The sequence below is a fragment of the Micromonospora zamorensis genome, from assembly GCF_900090275.1.
Classification (GTDB): Bacteria; Actinomycetota; Actinomycetes; order Mycobacteriales; family Micromonosporaceae; genus Micromonospora; species Micromonospora zamorensis.
The window spans coordinates 4070107-4086211 of the sequence record NZ_LT607755.1 but is presented as its reverse complement, the minus strand read 5'-3'; the positions used below and the strand labels follow the sequence as shown (position 1 = coordinate 4086211).

At 72.3% G+C, this 16105-nt stretch carries 12 protein-coding genes; 7 read left to right on the top strand and 5 right to left on the bottom strand.

Annotated features, from left to right (window positions below; genetic code table 11):
- The first annotated feature begins 21 nt into the window (after positions 1–21).
- Entirely contained in the window at positions 22–2559 is a 2538-nt protein-coding gene (locus GA0070619_RS17885) for a sensor histidine kinase (protein WP_172862066.1), read from the top strand.
- The gene (locus tag GA0070619_RS17880; protein ID WP_088949111.1) at positions 2556–2978 is read left to right on the top strand and encodes a roadblock/LC7 domain-containing protein; all 423 of its coding nucleotides are present in this window, start codon (positions 2556–2558) and stop codon (positions 2976–2978) included. The genes GA0070619_RS17885 and GA0070619_RS17880 overlap by 4 nt, the downstream gene beginning before the upstream one ends.
- A gap of 82 nt (positions 2979–3060) precedes the next feature.
- Here the strand turns inward: GA0070619_RS17880 and GA0070619_RS17875 are convergent, their stop codons facing one another.
- Complete coding sequence (locus tag GA0070619_RS17875; RefSeq protein WP_088949110.1) at positions 3061–4404, bottom strand: GH1 family beta-glucosidase; 1344 nt, start codon at positions 4402–4404, stop codon at positions 3061–3063.
- Between the two features lie 844 nt (positions 4405–5248).
- Here GA0070619_RS17875 and GA0070619_RS17870 point away from each other — a divergent pair.
- Positions 5249–8152 carry a glycoside hydrolase family 48 protein gene (locus tag GA0070619_RS17870; RefSeq protein WP_088949109.1) on the top strand — a complete coding sequence of 968 codons (2904 nt, stop codon included), beginning with the start codon at positions 5249–5251 and terminating at the stop codon, positions 8150–8152.
- A 334-nt stretch (positions 8153–8486) separates the two neighbouring features.
- Here GA0070619_RS17870 and GA0070619_RS17865 read toward each other — a convergent pair whose 3' ends face one another.
- On the bottom strand, positions 8487–9110 hold the full coding sequence (locus tag GA0070619_RS17865) for a DUF3159 domain-containing protein (protein ID WP_185755509.1): 624 nt from the start codon (positions 9108–9110) through the stop codon (positions 8487–8489).
- A 185-nt stretch (positions 9111–9295) separates the two neighbouring features.
- Between GA0070619_RS17865 and GA0070619_RS17860 the strand changes: the two genes are divergently transcribed.
- Complete coding sequence (locus GA0070619_RS17860; protein ID WP_172862065.1) at positions 9296–10183, top strand: phosphatase PAP2 family protein; 888 nt, start codon at positions 9296–9298, stop codon at positions 10181–10183.
- 8 nt (positions 10184–10191) lie between these two features.
- Entirely contained in the window at positions 10192–10860 is a 669-nt protein-coding gene (locus GA0070619_RS17855; protein ID WP_231927084.1) for a maleylpyruvate isomerase N-terminal domain-containing protein, read from the top strand.
- Positions 10861–10865: 5 nt separating this feature from the next.
- Here the strand turns inward: GA0070619_RS17855 and GA0070619_RS17850 are convergent, their stop codons facing one another.
- Both GA0070619_RS17850 and GA0070619_RS17845 read right to left on the bottom strand, forming a co-directional pair.
- Entirely contained in the window at positions 10866–11729 is an 864-nt protein-coding gene (locus GA0070619_RS17850) for a DUF1028 domain-containing protein (protein ID WP_088949107.1), read from the bottom strand.
- Positions 11730–11780: 51 nt separating this feature from the next.
- Positions 11781–13001 (bottom strand): low temperature requirement protein A, encoded by a 1221-nt coding sequence (locus GA0070619_RS17845; RefSeq protein WP_088949106.1) that lies wholly within the window; start codon positions 12999–13001, stop codon positions 11781–11783.
- Between the two features lie 154 nt (positions 13002–13155).
- Between GA0070619_RS17845 and GA0070619_RS17840 the strand changes: the two genes are divergently transcribed.
- Together GA0070619_RS17840 and GA0070619_RS17835 are read left to right on the top strand one after the other, a co-directional pair.
- The gene (locus GA0070619_RS17840; RefSeq protein WP_088949105.1) at positions 13156–14139 is read left to right on the top strand and encodes an LLM class F420-dependent oxidoreductase; all 984 of its coding nucleotides are present in this window, start codon (positions 13156–13158) and stop codon (positions 14137–14139) included.
- The gene (locus GA0070619_RS17835; protein WP_088949104.1) at positions 14136–14927 is read left to right on the top strand and encodes an SDR family oxidoreductase; all 792 of its coding nucleotides are present in this window, start codon (positions 14136–14138) and stop codon (positions 14925–14927) included. Before GA0070619_RS17840 ends, GA0070619_RS17835 begins: the two co-directional genes overlap by 4 nt.
- Before the next feature lie 54 nt (positions 14928–14981).
- On the opposite strand, the gene GA0070619_RS17830 is transcribed toward GA0070619_RS17835, so the two are convergent.
- Entirely contained in the window at positions 14982–15785 is an 804-nt protein-coding gene (locus GA0070619_RS17830; protein WP_088949103.1) for a class I SAM-dependent methyltransferase, read from the bottom strand.
- Positions 15786–16105: the final 320 nt, after the last annotated feature.

The following is a 16105-nucleotide window of genomic DNA, read 5'->3' as shown; positions in this document are numbered from 1 at the left end:
CGGTAGGACGGAGGAGGCAGGGTGGCGGTAGGTCCCGAGCCGGCGAACGGCGCGGTGTCGAACCATCGCCGGCGACGCTTCGACGTCCGAGTGGTGCCGCACCGGCGGCGCTCGCCGTTCCGCCTGCGGGACTGGCGGATGAGCACCAAGCTCGCCACCGTGCTGGTGGTGCCCTCGATGGCGTTCCTGCTGCTCGCCGGTGTGCAGACCAGCGCGCTGGTGGGGCGGACGACGGTGTTGAACGACTTCTCCAGCCAGGTCGGCATCGGCCGACAGATCACCGCCGCCGTGCACCAGCTCCAGCAGGAGCGCGACCGTTCGGCGGGTGAGTTGGGCGAGCTGCGCAGGGGCGGCGAGCGGGAGACCACGGCGACCGACCTGAAGCCGTTGCAGACCGCCACCGACCGGGCTGTCGCGGACCTGCGCCGGGCCGCCGAGCCGCTGGCCGACGCCGACGCGTCCTGGCGGGTGGCCTTCTCCGAGGCGCTGGAGGCGTACGACCAGGTGGTCGACATCCGTCCCGCCATCCCACCGGCGGTGCTCAGCAGCGAGACCATCCTGAGCAACTACCACCGGGCCATCGGCGCGCTGATCGACCTGCTCGCCGAGCCGACCCCTGGTCAGGACCAGCCGGCGTTGAACGACGCGGTGCTGCGCTACGTCCAACTGGCCCGGGTCAAGGAGCTCTCCTCCCGGGTGCGGGCCCAGCTCTACGCCGCCGCCCGCGCCGGCGGGTACGGCACCGAGGACCGGGTGCTCCTCACCGATCTGCGCGCCCAGCAGCTGACCGCGCTCGGCGCGTTCCGGGTGGCCGCGACGTCCGACCAGATCCGCCGGTACGACGAGACGTCGGTGGCCCCGATGTTCGTGGTCGCCACCCGGCTGGAGGAGCGCAGCCTGCCAGCCGGCGACAAGGCGCCGGAGGTGCTGCCGTCGGAGCAGTGGTGGGGGGCCAGCCAGCAGCGGCAGGAGCTGCTGCGCCAGTTTGAGGCGGGTGTGCTCGACGACGCCGTGCGGCAGGCCGACGATGCCAGCGACGGGCAGTTGCGGGCCACCCTGCTGGTCGTCGGCGGGATCGTCGCGGTCCTGCTGGTCGCTCTGCTGATCTCGTTGCTGGTCGGTCGTTCGGTCGCCCGGTCGATGCGGTTGCTGCGGAGCCAGGCGCTCCAGATCGCCCAGGTCGAGCTGCCGGAGGCGCTGGACCGTCTGAAGACCGTCCGAGGCGGGGTGCCGGACATCGATGTCGCACCGGCGGTGGTCCGCTCGCTCGACGAGATCGGCGAGCTGGCCGAGGCGTTCGTGGCGGTGCACCGCAGTGCCGTCACTGTCGCCGTCGAGCAGGCGCTCATGCGACGCAACGTCAACGCGATGTTCGTCAACCTGGCCCGCCGGAGCCAGGTGCTGGTGGAGCGCCAACTGGAGCTGCTGGACGACCTGGAACGCGAGGAGAGCGACCCGGACCAGCTGGAGAACCTGTTCAAGCTCGATCACCTGGCCGCTCGTATGCGTCGTAACGACGAGAGCCTGCTGGTGCTCGCCGGCACGGACTCCACCCGTCGGTGGAACCGGCCGGTCGGTCTCGGTGCGGTGCTGCTGGCCGCCGCGGCGGAGATCGAGCAGTACCAGCGGGTCCGGATCGAGGCGGTGGCCGACGTGCACATGGTCGGGCACGCCGTCGGCGAGCTGGTGCACCTGCTGGCCGAGCTGCTGGAGAACGCCACCGCCTTCTCGCGCCCGGACACCAGCGTGGTGGTGACCGCCCGGGTCGACTCCGGGGGTGCGCTGATCGAGATCGCCGACCGTGGCCTGGGCATGAGCCCGACGGCGTTGGCCGAGGCGAACGCCGTGCTGGCCACCCCGCCGGCCGCGGACGTCGCGGCGGTGGAGCGGATGGGTCTCTTCGTCGTCAGCCACCTGGCGTCCCGGCTGGGCGTACGGGTGCGGTTGGACGACCACCAGGGCGGCCTGGTCGCCCGGCTCGCGTTGCCCGCGGTGTTGCTGGCCCCGGCAGGCTCGGTGGAGTTGGATCCGCCGGCGCCGGCCCGGATGCTGGCCACGAGCGCCGCCCGGGGAGTGGCCCGGCAGCCCGGAGCTGTGCGGGAGGCCGTCGCCTCCGGGCCGCGCGTCGAGGCACGGGACCTGCCGGTGGCCGGTCGGCCACCGGGTGTCGCCGTGCCGCGCCAGGGCCGTCCGGTGCCGGTGCGCGCCGAGGACGTGTTGACCCCGGCCGGCGCTCGCGACAACGGCGGGGGCTGGTGGTCGCGGCAGGATCCGTCCGCGCCGGTCGTGCCCGCGCAGCCGGTGCCACCGGCGATCCCGGTCACCGCCGGTACGAATGAGCGAGGGCTGCCGATGCGGGTGCCGATGGCACAGTTGAGCGCGGTCACCCGCTCGGCACAACCAACGTCGGCACCGACCCGCACCGACCCGGACCCGGAGGCGGTCGGCGGCATGCTCTCCCGGCTCTACAGCGGAGTGCGGCGCGCCGAGGCCGAGGACACCACCGAGATACCCGTGCCACCGTCCAGGGGGCACGACGAAGGGGGACGACGACAGTGACGACGTTGAGCCAGGAGGCGCGTGACCTGAGCTGGCTGGTGAGCGCGTTCGCGGAGCGGGTGCCGGGCGTGGCGCACGCGGTGGTGGTCTCCTCCGACGGGCTGCTCGTGGCGCTCTCCGACCACCTGCCCCGCGACAACGCGGACAAGCTGGCCGCGGTGACCTCCGGGCTGATGAGCATCACCGCGGGCGCGGCCCAGATGTTCGACGGCGACATCGTCAAGCAGACGGTGGTCGAGATGGGCCGCGGCTACTTCCTGGTGATGCAGGTACGCGACGGTTCGATCCTGGCCACCCTGGCCGCCGGTGACGCGGACATCGGTGTGGTGGGTTACGAGATGGCCCGGCTGGCCAAGCAGGCGGGGGAGATGCTCACCCCGGCGCTGCGGGCGGAGTTGCAGCAGGCGCTGCCCCGCTGACCGACCCCGGCGCTGGGTCCCGGACGGTCACCGGCTCACCGGAGCCGAGCCGTCCGGGCCCGGCTGTCCGGGAGGCGGCCGCTCAGAAGCCGCCGTCAGCGATCACGGAGCGGTACCAGGTGGCGCTGCTCTTGAGCACCCGCCGCTGGGTCGGGTAGTCCACGTAGACCAGTCCCCACCGCTGGTCATACCCCTCGTTCCACTCGAAGTTGTCCAGCAGTGACCAGACGTGGAAGCTCTCCAGCGGCACGCCGGCGGCGATGGCCCGGTGTGCGGCAGCGAGGTGGTCCCGGAGGAAGTTGATCCGACCAGCGTCGTGGACGGTGCCGTCCACGGCCAGCGTGTCCGGTGTGGGCAGCCCGTTCTCGGTGACGGTGAGTGGGATCGGGCCGTAGTCGCGGGTGACCCGGGTCAGGATGTCGTACATGCCGTCGGGGTAGATCTGCTGCCACTCGGCTTCGGAGGTCGCCCAGCGGTGCTCGGTGCCGCCGTCGGCGGTGACGTAGATGGGCGTGTAGTACTGCACGGCCAGCAGGTCGATCGGTGCGGAGATGATCGCCAGGTCGCCGTCGCGGATGCCCTGGACCATCCGGCTCTGCGGGCCCAGATCGGCCAGCACGTCCTCCGGGTAGCTGCCCTTGAACAGGGAGTCGAGGTAGAGGCGGTTCTCGTAGCCGTCGTAGAGGCGGGAGGCGGCTGCGGCCTGCGGCGAGTCGTCAGCGGGATAGCAGGGGTGCAGGTTGAGCGCGGGGCCGATCCGGCTGGCGCTGCCGGTGGCGCGCAGCGCGCTGACCGCGAGCCCGTGCGCGAGCTGCAGGTGGTGGGCGACCAGGTAGGCCGCGTCCGGGTCCTGCCGGCCGGGGGCGTGGTGGCCGACGAGGTAGCCGTTCTGCACCACGGTCTTGGGCTCGTTGATGGTGAGCCAGGCCGGCACCCGGTCGCCGAGGGCCTCGAAGACCGCGTCGGCGTAGTCGGCGAAGCGGAGGGCGGTCTCGCGCGACTCCCACCCGTCGGCGTCCTGCAGGGCCTGCGGGAGGTCCCAGTGGAACAGGGTGGCCATCGGGGTGATGCCGCGCTCGTGGAGGCCGTCGACGAGGCGGCGGTAGAAGTCGAGCCCGCGCTGGTTGGGTGCGCCGGTGCCGTCGGGCTGGATCCGTGGCCAGGAGATGGAGAAGCGGTAGCTGCGCAGCCCGAGGTCGCGCATGAGGTCGAGGTCCTCGGCGTACCGGTGGTAGTGGTCGGCGGCCACGTCGCCGGTGTCGCCGTTACGGGTGCGCCCTGGGACGCGGCTGAAGGTGTCCCAGACCGACTCGCCGCGCCCATCCTCCTTGGCAGCGCCCTCGATCTGGTACGCGGAGGTGGCCGCGCCCCAGCCGAAGTTGTCCGGGAAGCGCAGAGGGCCGGCGGGCCCAGTAGGTATCGACATGGATTCTCCTCATGGATACGGGGCCACCGCCGAATGTTCGGGAGCGCTCCCATGATAGGGCAGGCGCGGCCGGCCGGTCATCCGGCCGTCGAGGCGGCCGGTGCTGGCGTGGTGGAGGCGGGTCTGGCCCCGAGCAGCGAACGAGGCCGTCCGGGCGGCGCAACGCGCCTGTCCCGTCGGCCTCTTTTCCTATCGTGTACGGGGGTTTAGTGTGGGGACGGGGGAGGGCAACCCCCGTCCCCACCGTAACTGCACACACACGGGCGAGATTTGGGTCCTGCCGTGCGTGTCGCGCGGGAGCCGGGCCACGCGAGTGGCTCTGGTTCCACCTCCCTCCATGTGGCGGGACGATGGCTGACGACGGCGTCCGGGCTGGCCCGTCGTCGGCCCTCGGTTCTGGTTCACCGAGCCCGTCAGAGACGGCCCCGGTGATCTTCTACTTGGAACCTTGTCGATGGAAGCGCTCCCATCGACCGATGTTGCGACTGTAACGCCCGTCACGCCTTTGTGAAAGACCCAAAACGAGATCGAAACAAGGAGCTGATCCAGCGCTCCGTGCGCTTGTTGTGGGAGCGCTTCCATGGCACACTGTCGATTCGACGCGACAGGAGCCACATCGCGTGAGTGCGGGTCCACCGAGGGCAGCCGGCAGCACCACCTCCGGTCACGGTCACCCGAGCGCAGCCGGCGGGACCCCCTCCCGTGCGGGCCGCACCGCCCTACCCCGGCCGGGCCCGGGGAAGACCACCTTCCCGGCGCCTCGAATCCCCCGCGGACCACCACCCTCGCGGGCAGGCGCCTCGCCGGGGACCATCCCGGCCTGGTCCGAGGAGACACCGCGCACATGAGACAACTGGCAATACGCCGGCGCGTGGCGCTCGCCGCCGCCGCGCTGCTCGCCATCGGCGGGGTGACCCTGCCTGCCGGCGCCGCACAGGCCGCACCCGCCTGCGACGTGGTCTACGCGACCAACGACTGGAACACCGGCTTCACCGCGAACGTCACCATCAAGAACCTGGGTGACCCGGTGAGCAACTGGACGCTCAAGTGGACCTTCCCGACCAGCGGTCAGCGGGTCACCCAGGGCTGGTCGGCCAAGTTCAGCCAGACCGGCAGCGAGGTCACCGCGACCAACGAGTCGTACAACGGCAACCTCGCAACCGGGGCCTCCACCACCATCGGCTTCAACGGCTCCCACTCGGGCAGCAACCCGAAGCCCACCTCGTTCACCCTGAACGGGACGCCCTGCAACGGCACCCCGGCCAACCAGCCGCCGACGGTCTCGCTCGGCCTGCCGACCGGGCCGTTCACCGCTCCGGCCGACGTGCCGCTGACCGCCACCGCCAGCGACCCGGACGGGACGATCAGCAAGGTCGAGTTCTACCGCAACGGCCTGCTGATCAACACCGACACCTCCGCCCCGTACGCGTACACCCAGGAGGACCTGCCGGCCGGCAGCTACACCGTCCAGGCCAAGGCCTACGACAACGCCAACGGCATCGGGGTCGACGAGAAGGCGTTCACCGTCGGTGCCGCCACCGGCCCGACGCTGGTCGCCACGCCGTCCGCGGTGAGCGTCGCCGAGGGTGGCACCGCCACCTTCAACCTGAAGCTCAGCGCCGCGCCGACGGCCAACGTGCCGGTCACCCTCACCCGCACCGGCGACACCGATGTCACGGTCTCGCCGGCCACCGCCACGCTGACCCCGAGCAACTGGAGCACCGGAGTCACCGTCACGGTCGCCGCGGCGGAGGACGCCGACACCGCCGGCGGTGCCGCCACAATCACCGCCTCCGCCACCGGGCTCGCCTCGCTGGCGGTCACCGCCACCGAGATCGACAACGACACCCCCGGCGACAACACCTACATCGCGAAGTTCCTCGACCAGTACGGCAAGATCAAGAACTCGGGTTACTTCAGCCCCGAGGGCGTGCCGTACCACTCGGTGGAGACGCTGATCGTCGAGGCGCCCGACCACGGGCACGAGACCACCTCGGAGGCGTTCAGCTTCTGGCTCTGGCTGGAGGCCTACTACGGCAAGGTCACCCAGAACTGGGCGCCGTTCAACAACGCCTGGACGGTGATGGAGAAGTACATCATCCCGACGCACGCCGACCAGCCGACGGCGGGCTCCGCGGGGACGCCGCAGTACGCCGCGGAGTACAACCTGCCCAGTCAGTACCCGTCGGCGCTGAACCCGAACGTCCCGGTCGGACAGGACCCGCTGCGCTCGGAGTTGCAGTCCACCTACGGCACCGGCGACATCTACGGCATGCACTGGCTGATGGACGTCGACAACACCTACGGCTTCGGCCGCTGCGGTGACGGCACCACCAAGCCGGCCTACATCAACACCTTCCAGCGCGGCACCCAGGAGTCGGTGTGGGAAACCGTCCCGCAGCCCTCCTGCGACACCTTCAAGCACGGCGGTCAGTACGGCTACCTCGACCTGTTCGTCAAGGACACCGGCGCCCCCGCCAAGCAGTGGAAGTACACCAACGCCCCGGACGCCGACGCCCGCGCCGTGCAGGCCGCGTACTGGGCGCTGACCTGGGCCAAGGAGCAGAACAAGCAGGCCGACGTAGCGGCCACCATCGCGAAGGCCGCCAAGATGGGTGACTACCTGCGGTACGCGATGTTCGACAAGTACTTCAAGAAGATCGGCAACTGCGTCGGGGCCAGCACCTGCCCCGCCGGCAGCGGCAAGGACTCGGCGCACTACCTGCTGTCCTGGTACTACGCCTGGGGCGGCGCGTACGACGCCAGCCAGAACTGGTCCTGGCGGATCGGCTCCAGCCACAACCACTTCGGCTACCAGAACCCGTTCGCGGCCTGGGCGCTGACCAACACCCCGGAGCTCAAGCCGCAGTCCGCGACCGCGGTCGCCGACTGGACCAAGAGCTTCGAACGGCAGCTGGAGTTCTACACCTGGTTGCAGTCCGCCGAGGGCGGCATCGCCGGTGGCGCCACCAACAGCTGGGACGGCAGCTACGCCCAGCCGCCGGCCGGCACCAGCACCTTCTACGGCATGTTCTACGACGTCGACCCGGTCTACAACGACCCGCCGTCGAACCAGTGGTTCGGTATGCAGGCCTGGTCGATGCAGCGCATCGCCGAGCTGTACCAGCAGACCGGCAACGCGAAGGCCAAGGCGCTGCTGGACAAGTGGGTGCCCTGGGCGATCGCCAACACCACCCTCGGCACCAACTGGTCGATCCCGTCGGACATGGCGTGGACCGGTCAGCCGACCACCTGGAACCCGTCCAACCCGCAGCCCAACACCGGCCTGCACGTCGAGGTCATCAGCAAGGGTCAGGACGTCGGTGTCACCGCCGCCTACGCCCGGATCCTGATCGCGTACGCGGCCAAGTCCGGCAACGTGGCGGCGAAGGACACCGCCAAGGGGCTGCTCGACGCACTGTCGGCCGCCAGCGACGCCAAGGGTGTCTCCACCACCGAGAAGCGTGGCGACTACCGGCGCTTCGACGACGTCTACAACGCGTCCACCGGGCAGGGCCTCTATGTCCCGCCGGGCTGGACCGGGAAGATGCCGAACGGCGACACCATCGCCGCCGGCAAGAGCTTCCTCGACATCCGGTCCTTCTACAAGAACGACCCGGACTGGCCCAAGGTGCAGGCGTACCTGGACGGTGGTCCGGAGCCGAGCTTCAACTACCACCGGTTCTGGGCACAGGCTGACGTCGCCATGGCGTACGCCGACTACGGCAGCCTGTTCCCGAACGGCTGAGGCGACCCGGGGTGGGTGGCGTGGACCGCCCACCCCGGGATCCGCCCGGGTCCGGGGAACGCCGGACCCGGGCCGGCGGACGGCCTGACACCCACGGTCAGGCCGGGGTGGGCCAGCCATCTGGCCGACGCAGCGGATCGGCTGGCCCACCCCACCGCCCGGACTGGAGCCAGCCGCGAAAAAGCCCAGAAATTCGGGCCGTCACGGGATCACGCCGAAGCACACGACGGAGTAACGTACGTCACCGGAGAGGCCGCTCCCCCCGTGGCGGCCTCTCCACTTTTTTGCCCCGCCACCGCCCACTCCGGACCGTCGCCAACCGATCCCCTTCGGGTCAGCGGGGCGGTGCGACCGGGTCCACGGTGACCGGATGACGCAGACCCGGGTGCCCGGCCGGCAACGACCGCCGCAGCACCACCCAGCTCAACGCCAGCGCCGCGGCGACCAGTGGCCAGGTCAGGGCCACCCGGGCCACCACCAGCGCGAGCACCTGCCCGCCCAGGTAGAGCGGCACGAACACCGCGACCCGCAACACGTAGGTCGCCGTCCACACCCAACTGGCCCGGCCGTACCCGCGCAGCAGCGCCGGGTCCCGCCGCCACCGGGCGCGCTGGCCCAGCACCGCCCCGACCAGCACACCGAGCAGCGGCCAGCGCACCACGATGCTGACCGCCCACGCCAACGCGCTGGCGGCGTTGGAGAGCACCTGGAGAAGGAAGAAGTTCTCGGCCCGGCCGGTGCGCACCGCGATCAACGCCGCGACACAGACCGCCAGCAACCCGATCAGCACCGAGCGCGGGCGGTCACCGCGACGCAGCCGTACGCCGGCCACCACCGCGCCCACGGCGAGCGCCGCGCCGACCCCACCCCACAGCGACTCGCCACCCAGCAGCCAGCCCACCGCGAACGCCAGCGGCGGGAGCGTGGCGTCGATGGCGCCGCGTCGCCCGCCCAGCAGGTCCGTCAGCGATTCCGGCCGGGCCGGCCCAGGGTCGGCACCCGTCCGCTGGTCCGGGCCGGGTACGGCCCGGCCGCTGTCGCCCTCCGGTGCACCGCCCACCACCGCCTCCTCGTCTCAGGCACAACCTAACGGGCGGCGGGCGGCGGGCCACCGGTTGGTCGGCCACGACCGGCCGCTACGGTGTGCGGATGCGCGCGACGGCACGGGGTTGGACCGCGGTCTGGTTGGTCGTACTGGCCCTCGTCCAGGCGGCCGCCTTCCTCGCCGTCTGGCGGGTGGCCGTGCACACCGAGATCGGTCAGTGGGTGGACACTGTCGCGCTGACCGGCAACCGGATCGGGCAGGACACCATCGACGGACCCGTCAACCGGATCCTCAACGCGATGTCGGTGGTCTCCCTGGTGGCCGCCACCGCGATGATCGGGTTCATCGCGCTGATCCGGGGGCGGATCGCCCTCGCCATCACCGCGACCCTGCTGATCGCCGGGGCGAACGTCTCAACCCAACTGCTGAAGCACGGGCTGAGCCGGCCCGACTTCGGCCTCGACCCGGAGCGCGCCGCGGTGGGCAACAGCCTGCCCAGCGGGCACACCACGGTGGCCGCCTCGGTAGCGATCGCGCTGATGCTCGTCCTGCCCCGCAAGGTGCGAGTGGTCGGCGCCATCATCGGTGCGGGCTACGCCGCCATCGCCGGGGTCGCCACCCTCTCCGCCGGTTGGCACCGGCCCAGCGACGCCGTCGCCGCGTACCTCGTGGTGGGTGTCTGGGCGGCCCTGGCCGGGCTGGTCCTGCTCGTCTTCCAGCGGGAGCAGGCCGAGGTCGCGCCCGGCGACGCGCACCGGGTCGCCGCGCTGGTGCTCGGGGTGGGCGGTGTGCTCGCCCTGGTCGCCTGTGGGCTGGCCCTGGCCTGGCTGATCGAGCTGCGGGACACCGGACCGGACGAGCTGAGCCGGCGCCCACTGTTCATCGGGTACGCGGGCAGCGCGGCCGGGATTGCCGGCACGATGGCGGTGGTGATGGCGCTGGCGCTCACCGTCGTGCACCGGCTGGTGCCTCGGGTCAAGGGCTGAGCCGGCCGGTGGAACCGGTTCGCGCGGCGTTCTCCGTCGAGTGCGCGCGGCTCACCGAGATCCTGGCCGAGCTGGTCGACGCCGACCTCGGCCGTCCCACCGACTGCCCGCCGTGGACCGTCCGGGAACTGATCGCGCACGTACACACCGGCGTCGGCCGGCTGACCGGCATGCTCGCCGCACCGGCCCCGCCGCGCGCCGAGGTGGACGCCGCCGGCTACTTCGGTGGGGCGAAGTTCACCCCGCAGGTGGACGCCGACCGGATCGACGGCGGGCGGCGCGACGCCGCGCAGGTGGACCGCGCGGGGCTGGCGAGCGCGTTCGACCGAGCCTGGCGGGCCACCGACGCGGCGGTCGCCGCCGCACCGCCCGACCGGGTGGTGCGAACCCGCCACGGCGACGCGATGCGTCTCACCGAGTTCCTACGGACCCGGGTCGTCGAGGTGGGCGTGCACGGTCTGGACCTGGCCGCGGCGCTGGGCCGGCCGCCGTGGCTCACCCCGCCGGCAGCCGCGGTGATCGCCGACCTGCTCACCGGCGGACGCCCGGTGCCGGCCGAACTGGGTTGGGACCGGTTGACCCTGATCCGCAAGACCACCGGCCGGGTGGCGCTGACCGCACCGGAACGGGCCGCGGTCGACGCGGCAGGCTTCCGCTGGCTCGCCTTCGGTCGCTGACCCGGTCAGCTCGCGGAGCGGGGCGCGGGGACGTGCGGGGCGACGCCGCGCAGGTGCGTCAGGACGACCGGGTCGATCCGCCCCGGCACCAGCCGCTCCTCCAGGTTCTCCAGCCCCGCCCAGGAGATCAACGCCGCCTCCGTCCCGTCGTCGGTCACCGGGTGGCCCAGCGCCGTGAGCAACGCCGCCACCTCCTCGGCCACCGCGCCGCTGAGGTCGAGGAGGGTGGCCGGGTCCGGACGGCTGAACAGCATGGTGTGCACGGCGAGTAGTCGACCCAGCTCGGTGACCGGATCAGGGTGGTCGTCCACGCGAAGGTCGACCACCACGTCGCTGGTGCCGCCGTACCCGCCGCCTCGCTCGACCACCAGCAGGCCGGCGCTCTGCCTGCCCCGCCGGTCGCCGCCGGCCTGGTCGCCGGCCCGCAACGCGGCCACCAGCCGCTCGGCGAACGGCAGCGTCGACCCGGCCAGCCAGGCGTCGCCGAGCGCGTCGACGACCTCCGGGCCGGTGAGCACGTTGCCCTGTGCAGCCCAGCCGTCGCCGGTGCGCCCGCCGGCCCACGGATGGCAGGCCGGCCCGGTCCAACTCGCGCCCGCACCGCTGGCCCCCACGACGCCGAGCTGGCGGTGCTCCCGCTCCGGGTCGGCGGCGACCAGCCCGGCCACCACGTCGGCGGCGGCCACACCGGTACGCAGCAGGGTGAGGCCCTGCGGGCGGTACGCCAGGTTGACGTGCGCCTGGGTGGCCAGTGCGCCGACCTCGGCGGCGGCGGCCGGCACCAGCGCCCCGGCGGCGAGGAACTTGCTGGCGACGGCGACGCCGTGCAGGCGGCCGTCGGCGGAACGGGCGACGAGCGAGAAGGTCACCCGCCGAGACTATCCGGCCTCGGCGGCTTGACATCCCCGTGTGTCGATGGGTCAGAACGGTGGTGCGGCGGCCTCCGGCGGGGCGCCTCGTGCCCGGCGGGCGTCGATCACCGCGACCGTCGTCAACACCACCACCCCGACCGCCGTGGCGATCACACCGGGCAGGTGCAGCAGAGGCACCGACGCCGCCACCAGCACGGTGAGGGCGATCCACCGGGACGGGGAGACCCGCCCGAACACCTCGTACTCCAGGCGGGCCCGGCCGGCCAGGAACAGCGCCGGCCCACCGAGCACCATGGCCAGCCACGCTCCCGGGATCCGCTCCAACGGATGCTCGATGATCAGCTCGTAGCCGATCGCGGTGGCGGCGAGACCGATCACCATCACCAGGTGGGTGTCGGCCGCCGAGCGGCCGATGTTGGCGGGGTGCCGGGACTTCACCACCGCCTCGCCCAGGATCCGCCCCGCCCGCTGGACGTAGATCCGCCACAGCAGGATCGAGGTCGCCAGCGCCAGTGCGAACGCCCACACGTGTCCCGCCTCGTACGACCCCGCGCTGTACGCGAAACCCGCCACCAGGATGGTCTCGCCCAGCGCGACGAGGAAGAACTGCTGGTACCGCTCGGCCAGGTGTTCCCCGGCGATCTCCCACTTGGAGACCGTCGAGCGGCCCAGCCCCGGCACCGGCCAGCCACAGCGGGCGGCCAGGTACTCGATGACGAGCGCCGCCGACCAGAGCACCACCTGCGCGTTGGTGGTCAACATCGCACCACCGATCCAGAAGACCCCGCTGAACGCGAACACGACCGCCATGCGCACCTTCAAGCGGCGGTACGGGTGCGCTCCCAACGCGATCGACAGGATCAACGGCCGGGTCACCTGCGCGATCACGTACGCCACCGCGAACATCAGCGCCGTCTCGCTGAACGCCCGGGGAATCGCCACCCCCATCACCATGCTGCACACCAACGCGGTGATCACCACGGTCTGCAGGGGCACCTTGTACGGGTCGTAGCGGCTGGTCGTCCACGCGGTGCCCTGCCAGACCGCCCAGAGCGCGAGAAGCAACAGCAGTGTCTTGCCGCCGCCGGTGACCGTGCCCCAGCCGTGCTCCCGACCCGGATCCTGGGTCAGGTCCTCGAACGCGCGTGCCGAGATCCGGGTGAGTGCGAAGACGTACACCAGGTCGAAGAAGAGTTCCAGGAAGGTGGCCCGGCCGGGATTGGTCGCCGCAGGGACCGGCTCCAGGCGTCCCGCTGCCCTGGAACCCATGGTCAGCGGCCTGCGCCGTTGGTTCGGTCCACCTCGAAGTCGTAGCACCATCGGCAGTGGGCACGGCCGGGAACCGGCGATTCTGCCCAGTACGGGGATCTTGCTCGCATGCCCCGTCAACGGGCACGATCGACCGGTGACGAATCGATGGGGCATGACGGTGCCGCTGGGCGGCATTCCGCTGGCCGACCACGCTGCGGTCTACGCGACGCTCGACCGGGCCGGGTTCACCGACGTCTGGTCGTCCGAGGTCGCCGGGGCCGACGCGTTCACCCCGCTTGCCCTCGCCGCCGCCTGGCAACCTCGGCTGCGGCTCGGCACCGCCATCACGCCGGTCTTCACCCGGGGCCCCGGGCTGCTGGCGATGAGCGCGGCGGCGTTGGCCGAGGCCGCGCCGGGTCGGTTCTCGCTCGGCATCGGCGCGTCCTCGCCGGTGCTCGTACGGGACTGGAACGCGGTGCGGTTCGACGAGCCGTTCCGGCGCACCCGCGACGTTCTGCGTTTCCTGCGCGCCGCGCTGCGCGGCGAGACCGTCGACGAGGTCTACGAGACGTTCACCGTGCGCCGGTTCACGCTGGAACGACCGCCTGCCGTGCCGCCGCCGATCCTGCTCGCCGCGCTGCGCCCGGGGATGCTGCGGCTGGCCGGCGCGGAGGCCGACGGGGTCATCCTCAACTGGCTCAGCGCCGACGACGTGCCGCGTGCCCTCGCCGAGCTGGGCGAGCGGCGTCCCGGCTTCGAGGTCGCCGCCCGGATCTTCGTCTGCCCCACCGAGGACGCCACGTACGCCCGCGCGCTGGGCCGCCGGCTGATCACCAGCTACCTGACCGTTCCCGCGTACGCCGAGTTCCACCGCTGGCTCGGCCGCGACGAGGCGCTCGCGCCGATGTGGGAGGCCTGGGCCGCCGGTGACCGGCGTGGCGCCAGCGCGGCGGTGCCGGACGACGTGGTCGACGCCCTGGTGCTGCACGGCTCGCCGGAGCGCTGCCGCGCCCAGGTGCGCCGCTACGCCGACGCGGGCGTGGACGTACCGATCTTCGCGCTGCTGCCCACCCCCGAGGTGACCGCCGGCGGCGCGAGCGCGCTGACCACCCTCATCGCCCAGCTGGGCACCGACCCTGTAGGAGCGTCCGCGTGAACCTCACCGACCGGATCGTGGTGGTCACCGGTGGCGCCGGCGGCATCGGGGCCGCGCTGTCGCGCCGCTTCGCCGCGGAGGGGGCCGCCGCCGTGGTGGTCGCCGACCTGGACGCCGACGCGGCGGACGCGGTGGCCGACGCCATCGGCCCGATCGCGCATCCCATCGCCCTCGACGTCACCGACGAGGAGCAGGTACGCGAGCTGGTCGCCGACACCGAGGAGCGCTACGGCCGGATCGACCTGTTCTGCGCCAACGCGGGGGTGACCACCGGCGGGGGAGTGGAGGTCGACGACGCAGGCTGGGACCGGGCGTGGCGGGTCAACGTGCTCGCCCACGTCTACTCGGCCCGTGCGGTGCTGCCCGGGATGCTCGCCCGGGGCGGTGGGCATCTGATGCACACCTGCTCGGCGGCGGGCGTGCTGACGGCGGTGGGCGACGCCGCGTACACCGCGACGAAGCACGCCTCGGTGGGGTTCGCGGAGTGGCTGGCCATCACCTACCGGGACCGCGGCATCCGGGTCAGCGCGCTCTGCCCGCAGGGCGTGGACACCCCGATGCTCGCCGGAGGGATCGTCGAGGGCCACCTCGGCGCCCGGGTGATCGCCGCGTCCGGTGCGGTGCTCACCCCGGACCAGGTCGCCGACGCGGCCATCGCCGGGTTGGCCGAGGAACGTTTCCTGATCCTGCCGCACCCGGAGGTCGCCGACTATGCCCGCCGCCGCGCCGAGGACCCGGACGGTTGGCAGGCCGGTATGCGCAAACTCATCCGCCGCCTGACGGCCTGAAGGCTTGACGGCTTGGCCGCCTGACGGCTTGGCCGCCTGACGGCTTGGCCGCCGTCAGCGCGGTGGGACGCGTCCGGCGGCCAGGAGGTGCGCGCTCGATCCGAGCAGCGTCGGCTCGGTGCTGTAGAGCCGGGCCAGATCCAACGCTGCGGCGAAGACCGCGTCCTGTGCCGGCCCGCCGGCCGCCGCCTCCGCGGCCGGCCACGCCGGGCCCTCCACCCCGTGTACGACGACATCGGTGAGCCCCGCCGCCGCGCACTCGTCGGTGATCTCCTCGACCCGGTGGAAGTAGGCATGGGTGAAGCCGATCCGTGGATCGTTGGTGCCGTCGGTCAGCAGGGCCCTGGCCTCGTCGAGCAGTCGCTCGTCCAGGCGTCCGGTGGCGGCGAAGTCCAGCGGGCCGGCGAAACGGGAGATGACAGCGGCCACGACGTGACCACCGGGACGCGTGACCCGGACGGCCTCCCGCAGCGCCCGTAGCCGGTCGGCGCGGCGCACCAGGTGGTAGAGGGGCCCCAGGAGCAGCGCCACGTCGTATCCGCCGTCGGCGTCGGGGAGCGCACGCGCGTCGGCGACCCGCGCCTCGACGGGAGGCTGCCCACTGCGCGCCTGCTCCACGTGGCTCGGCACGAGGTCGACGAGGCGGACCTCGTAGCCGTCGACGGCGAGGGCCCTCGCGTACTCGCCGGTGCCCCCACCGATGTCGAGGACACGGGCACCCGGGCCGGGCAGGAGGTCCCGCAGGAGCTGCATCGTGCGGGTCCACTCCAGTCGTGCCTGCGGGCGGGCGGACAGCCGCTGGTCCTCGCGGTAGCGCAGGGTGTAGTAGTCGACGATCTCGCTCGTGTGCTGGTCCACCCCCTGATGCTCATCGTTGCGTGGACGAACCGCCAGCGGGTTTCGGCTCCAGCGCCATGGTTCATCCCCCGGCTGCGGGAGCGCATTCACCTCCGCCGGGGAAGAGGAGTGCGTCCATCGCCACCGATCATCGGTTCATGGATGTCAGTGGCTGGTCGTCAGGTTCCGGTTTTCGCGGGGGCCGGTACGGCCACGAGCACGGAGTGACGACCGCCGGGGCGGCCGACCCGACCAGACGGTGGGCGGCGGCCTGCGTCGTCGGTGCGACGGCCAGCCGTTCGGCGTGAGTCGCCGGCCGGACCAACCATGGCTCACGCCTC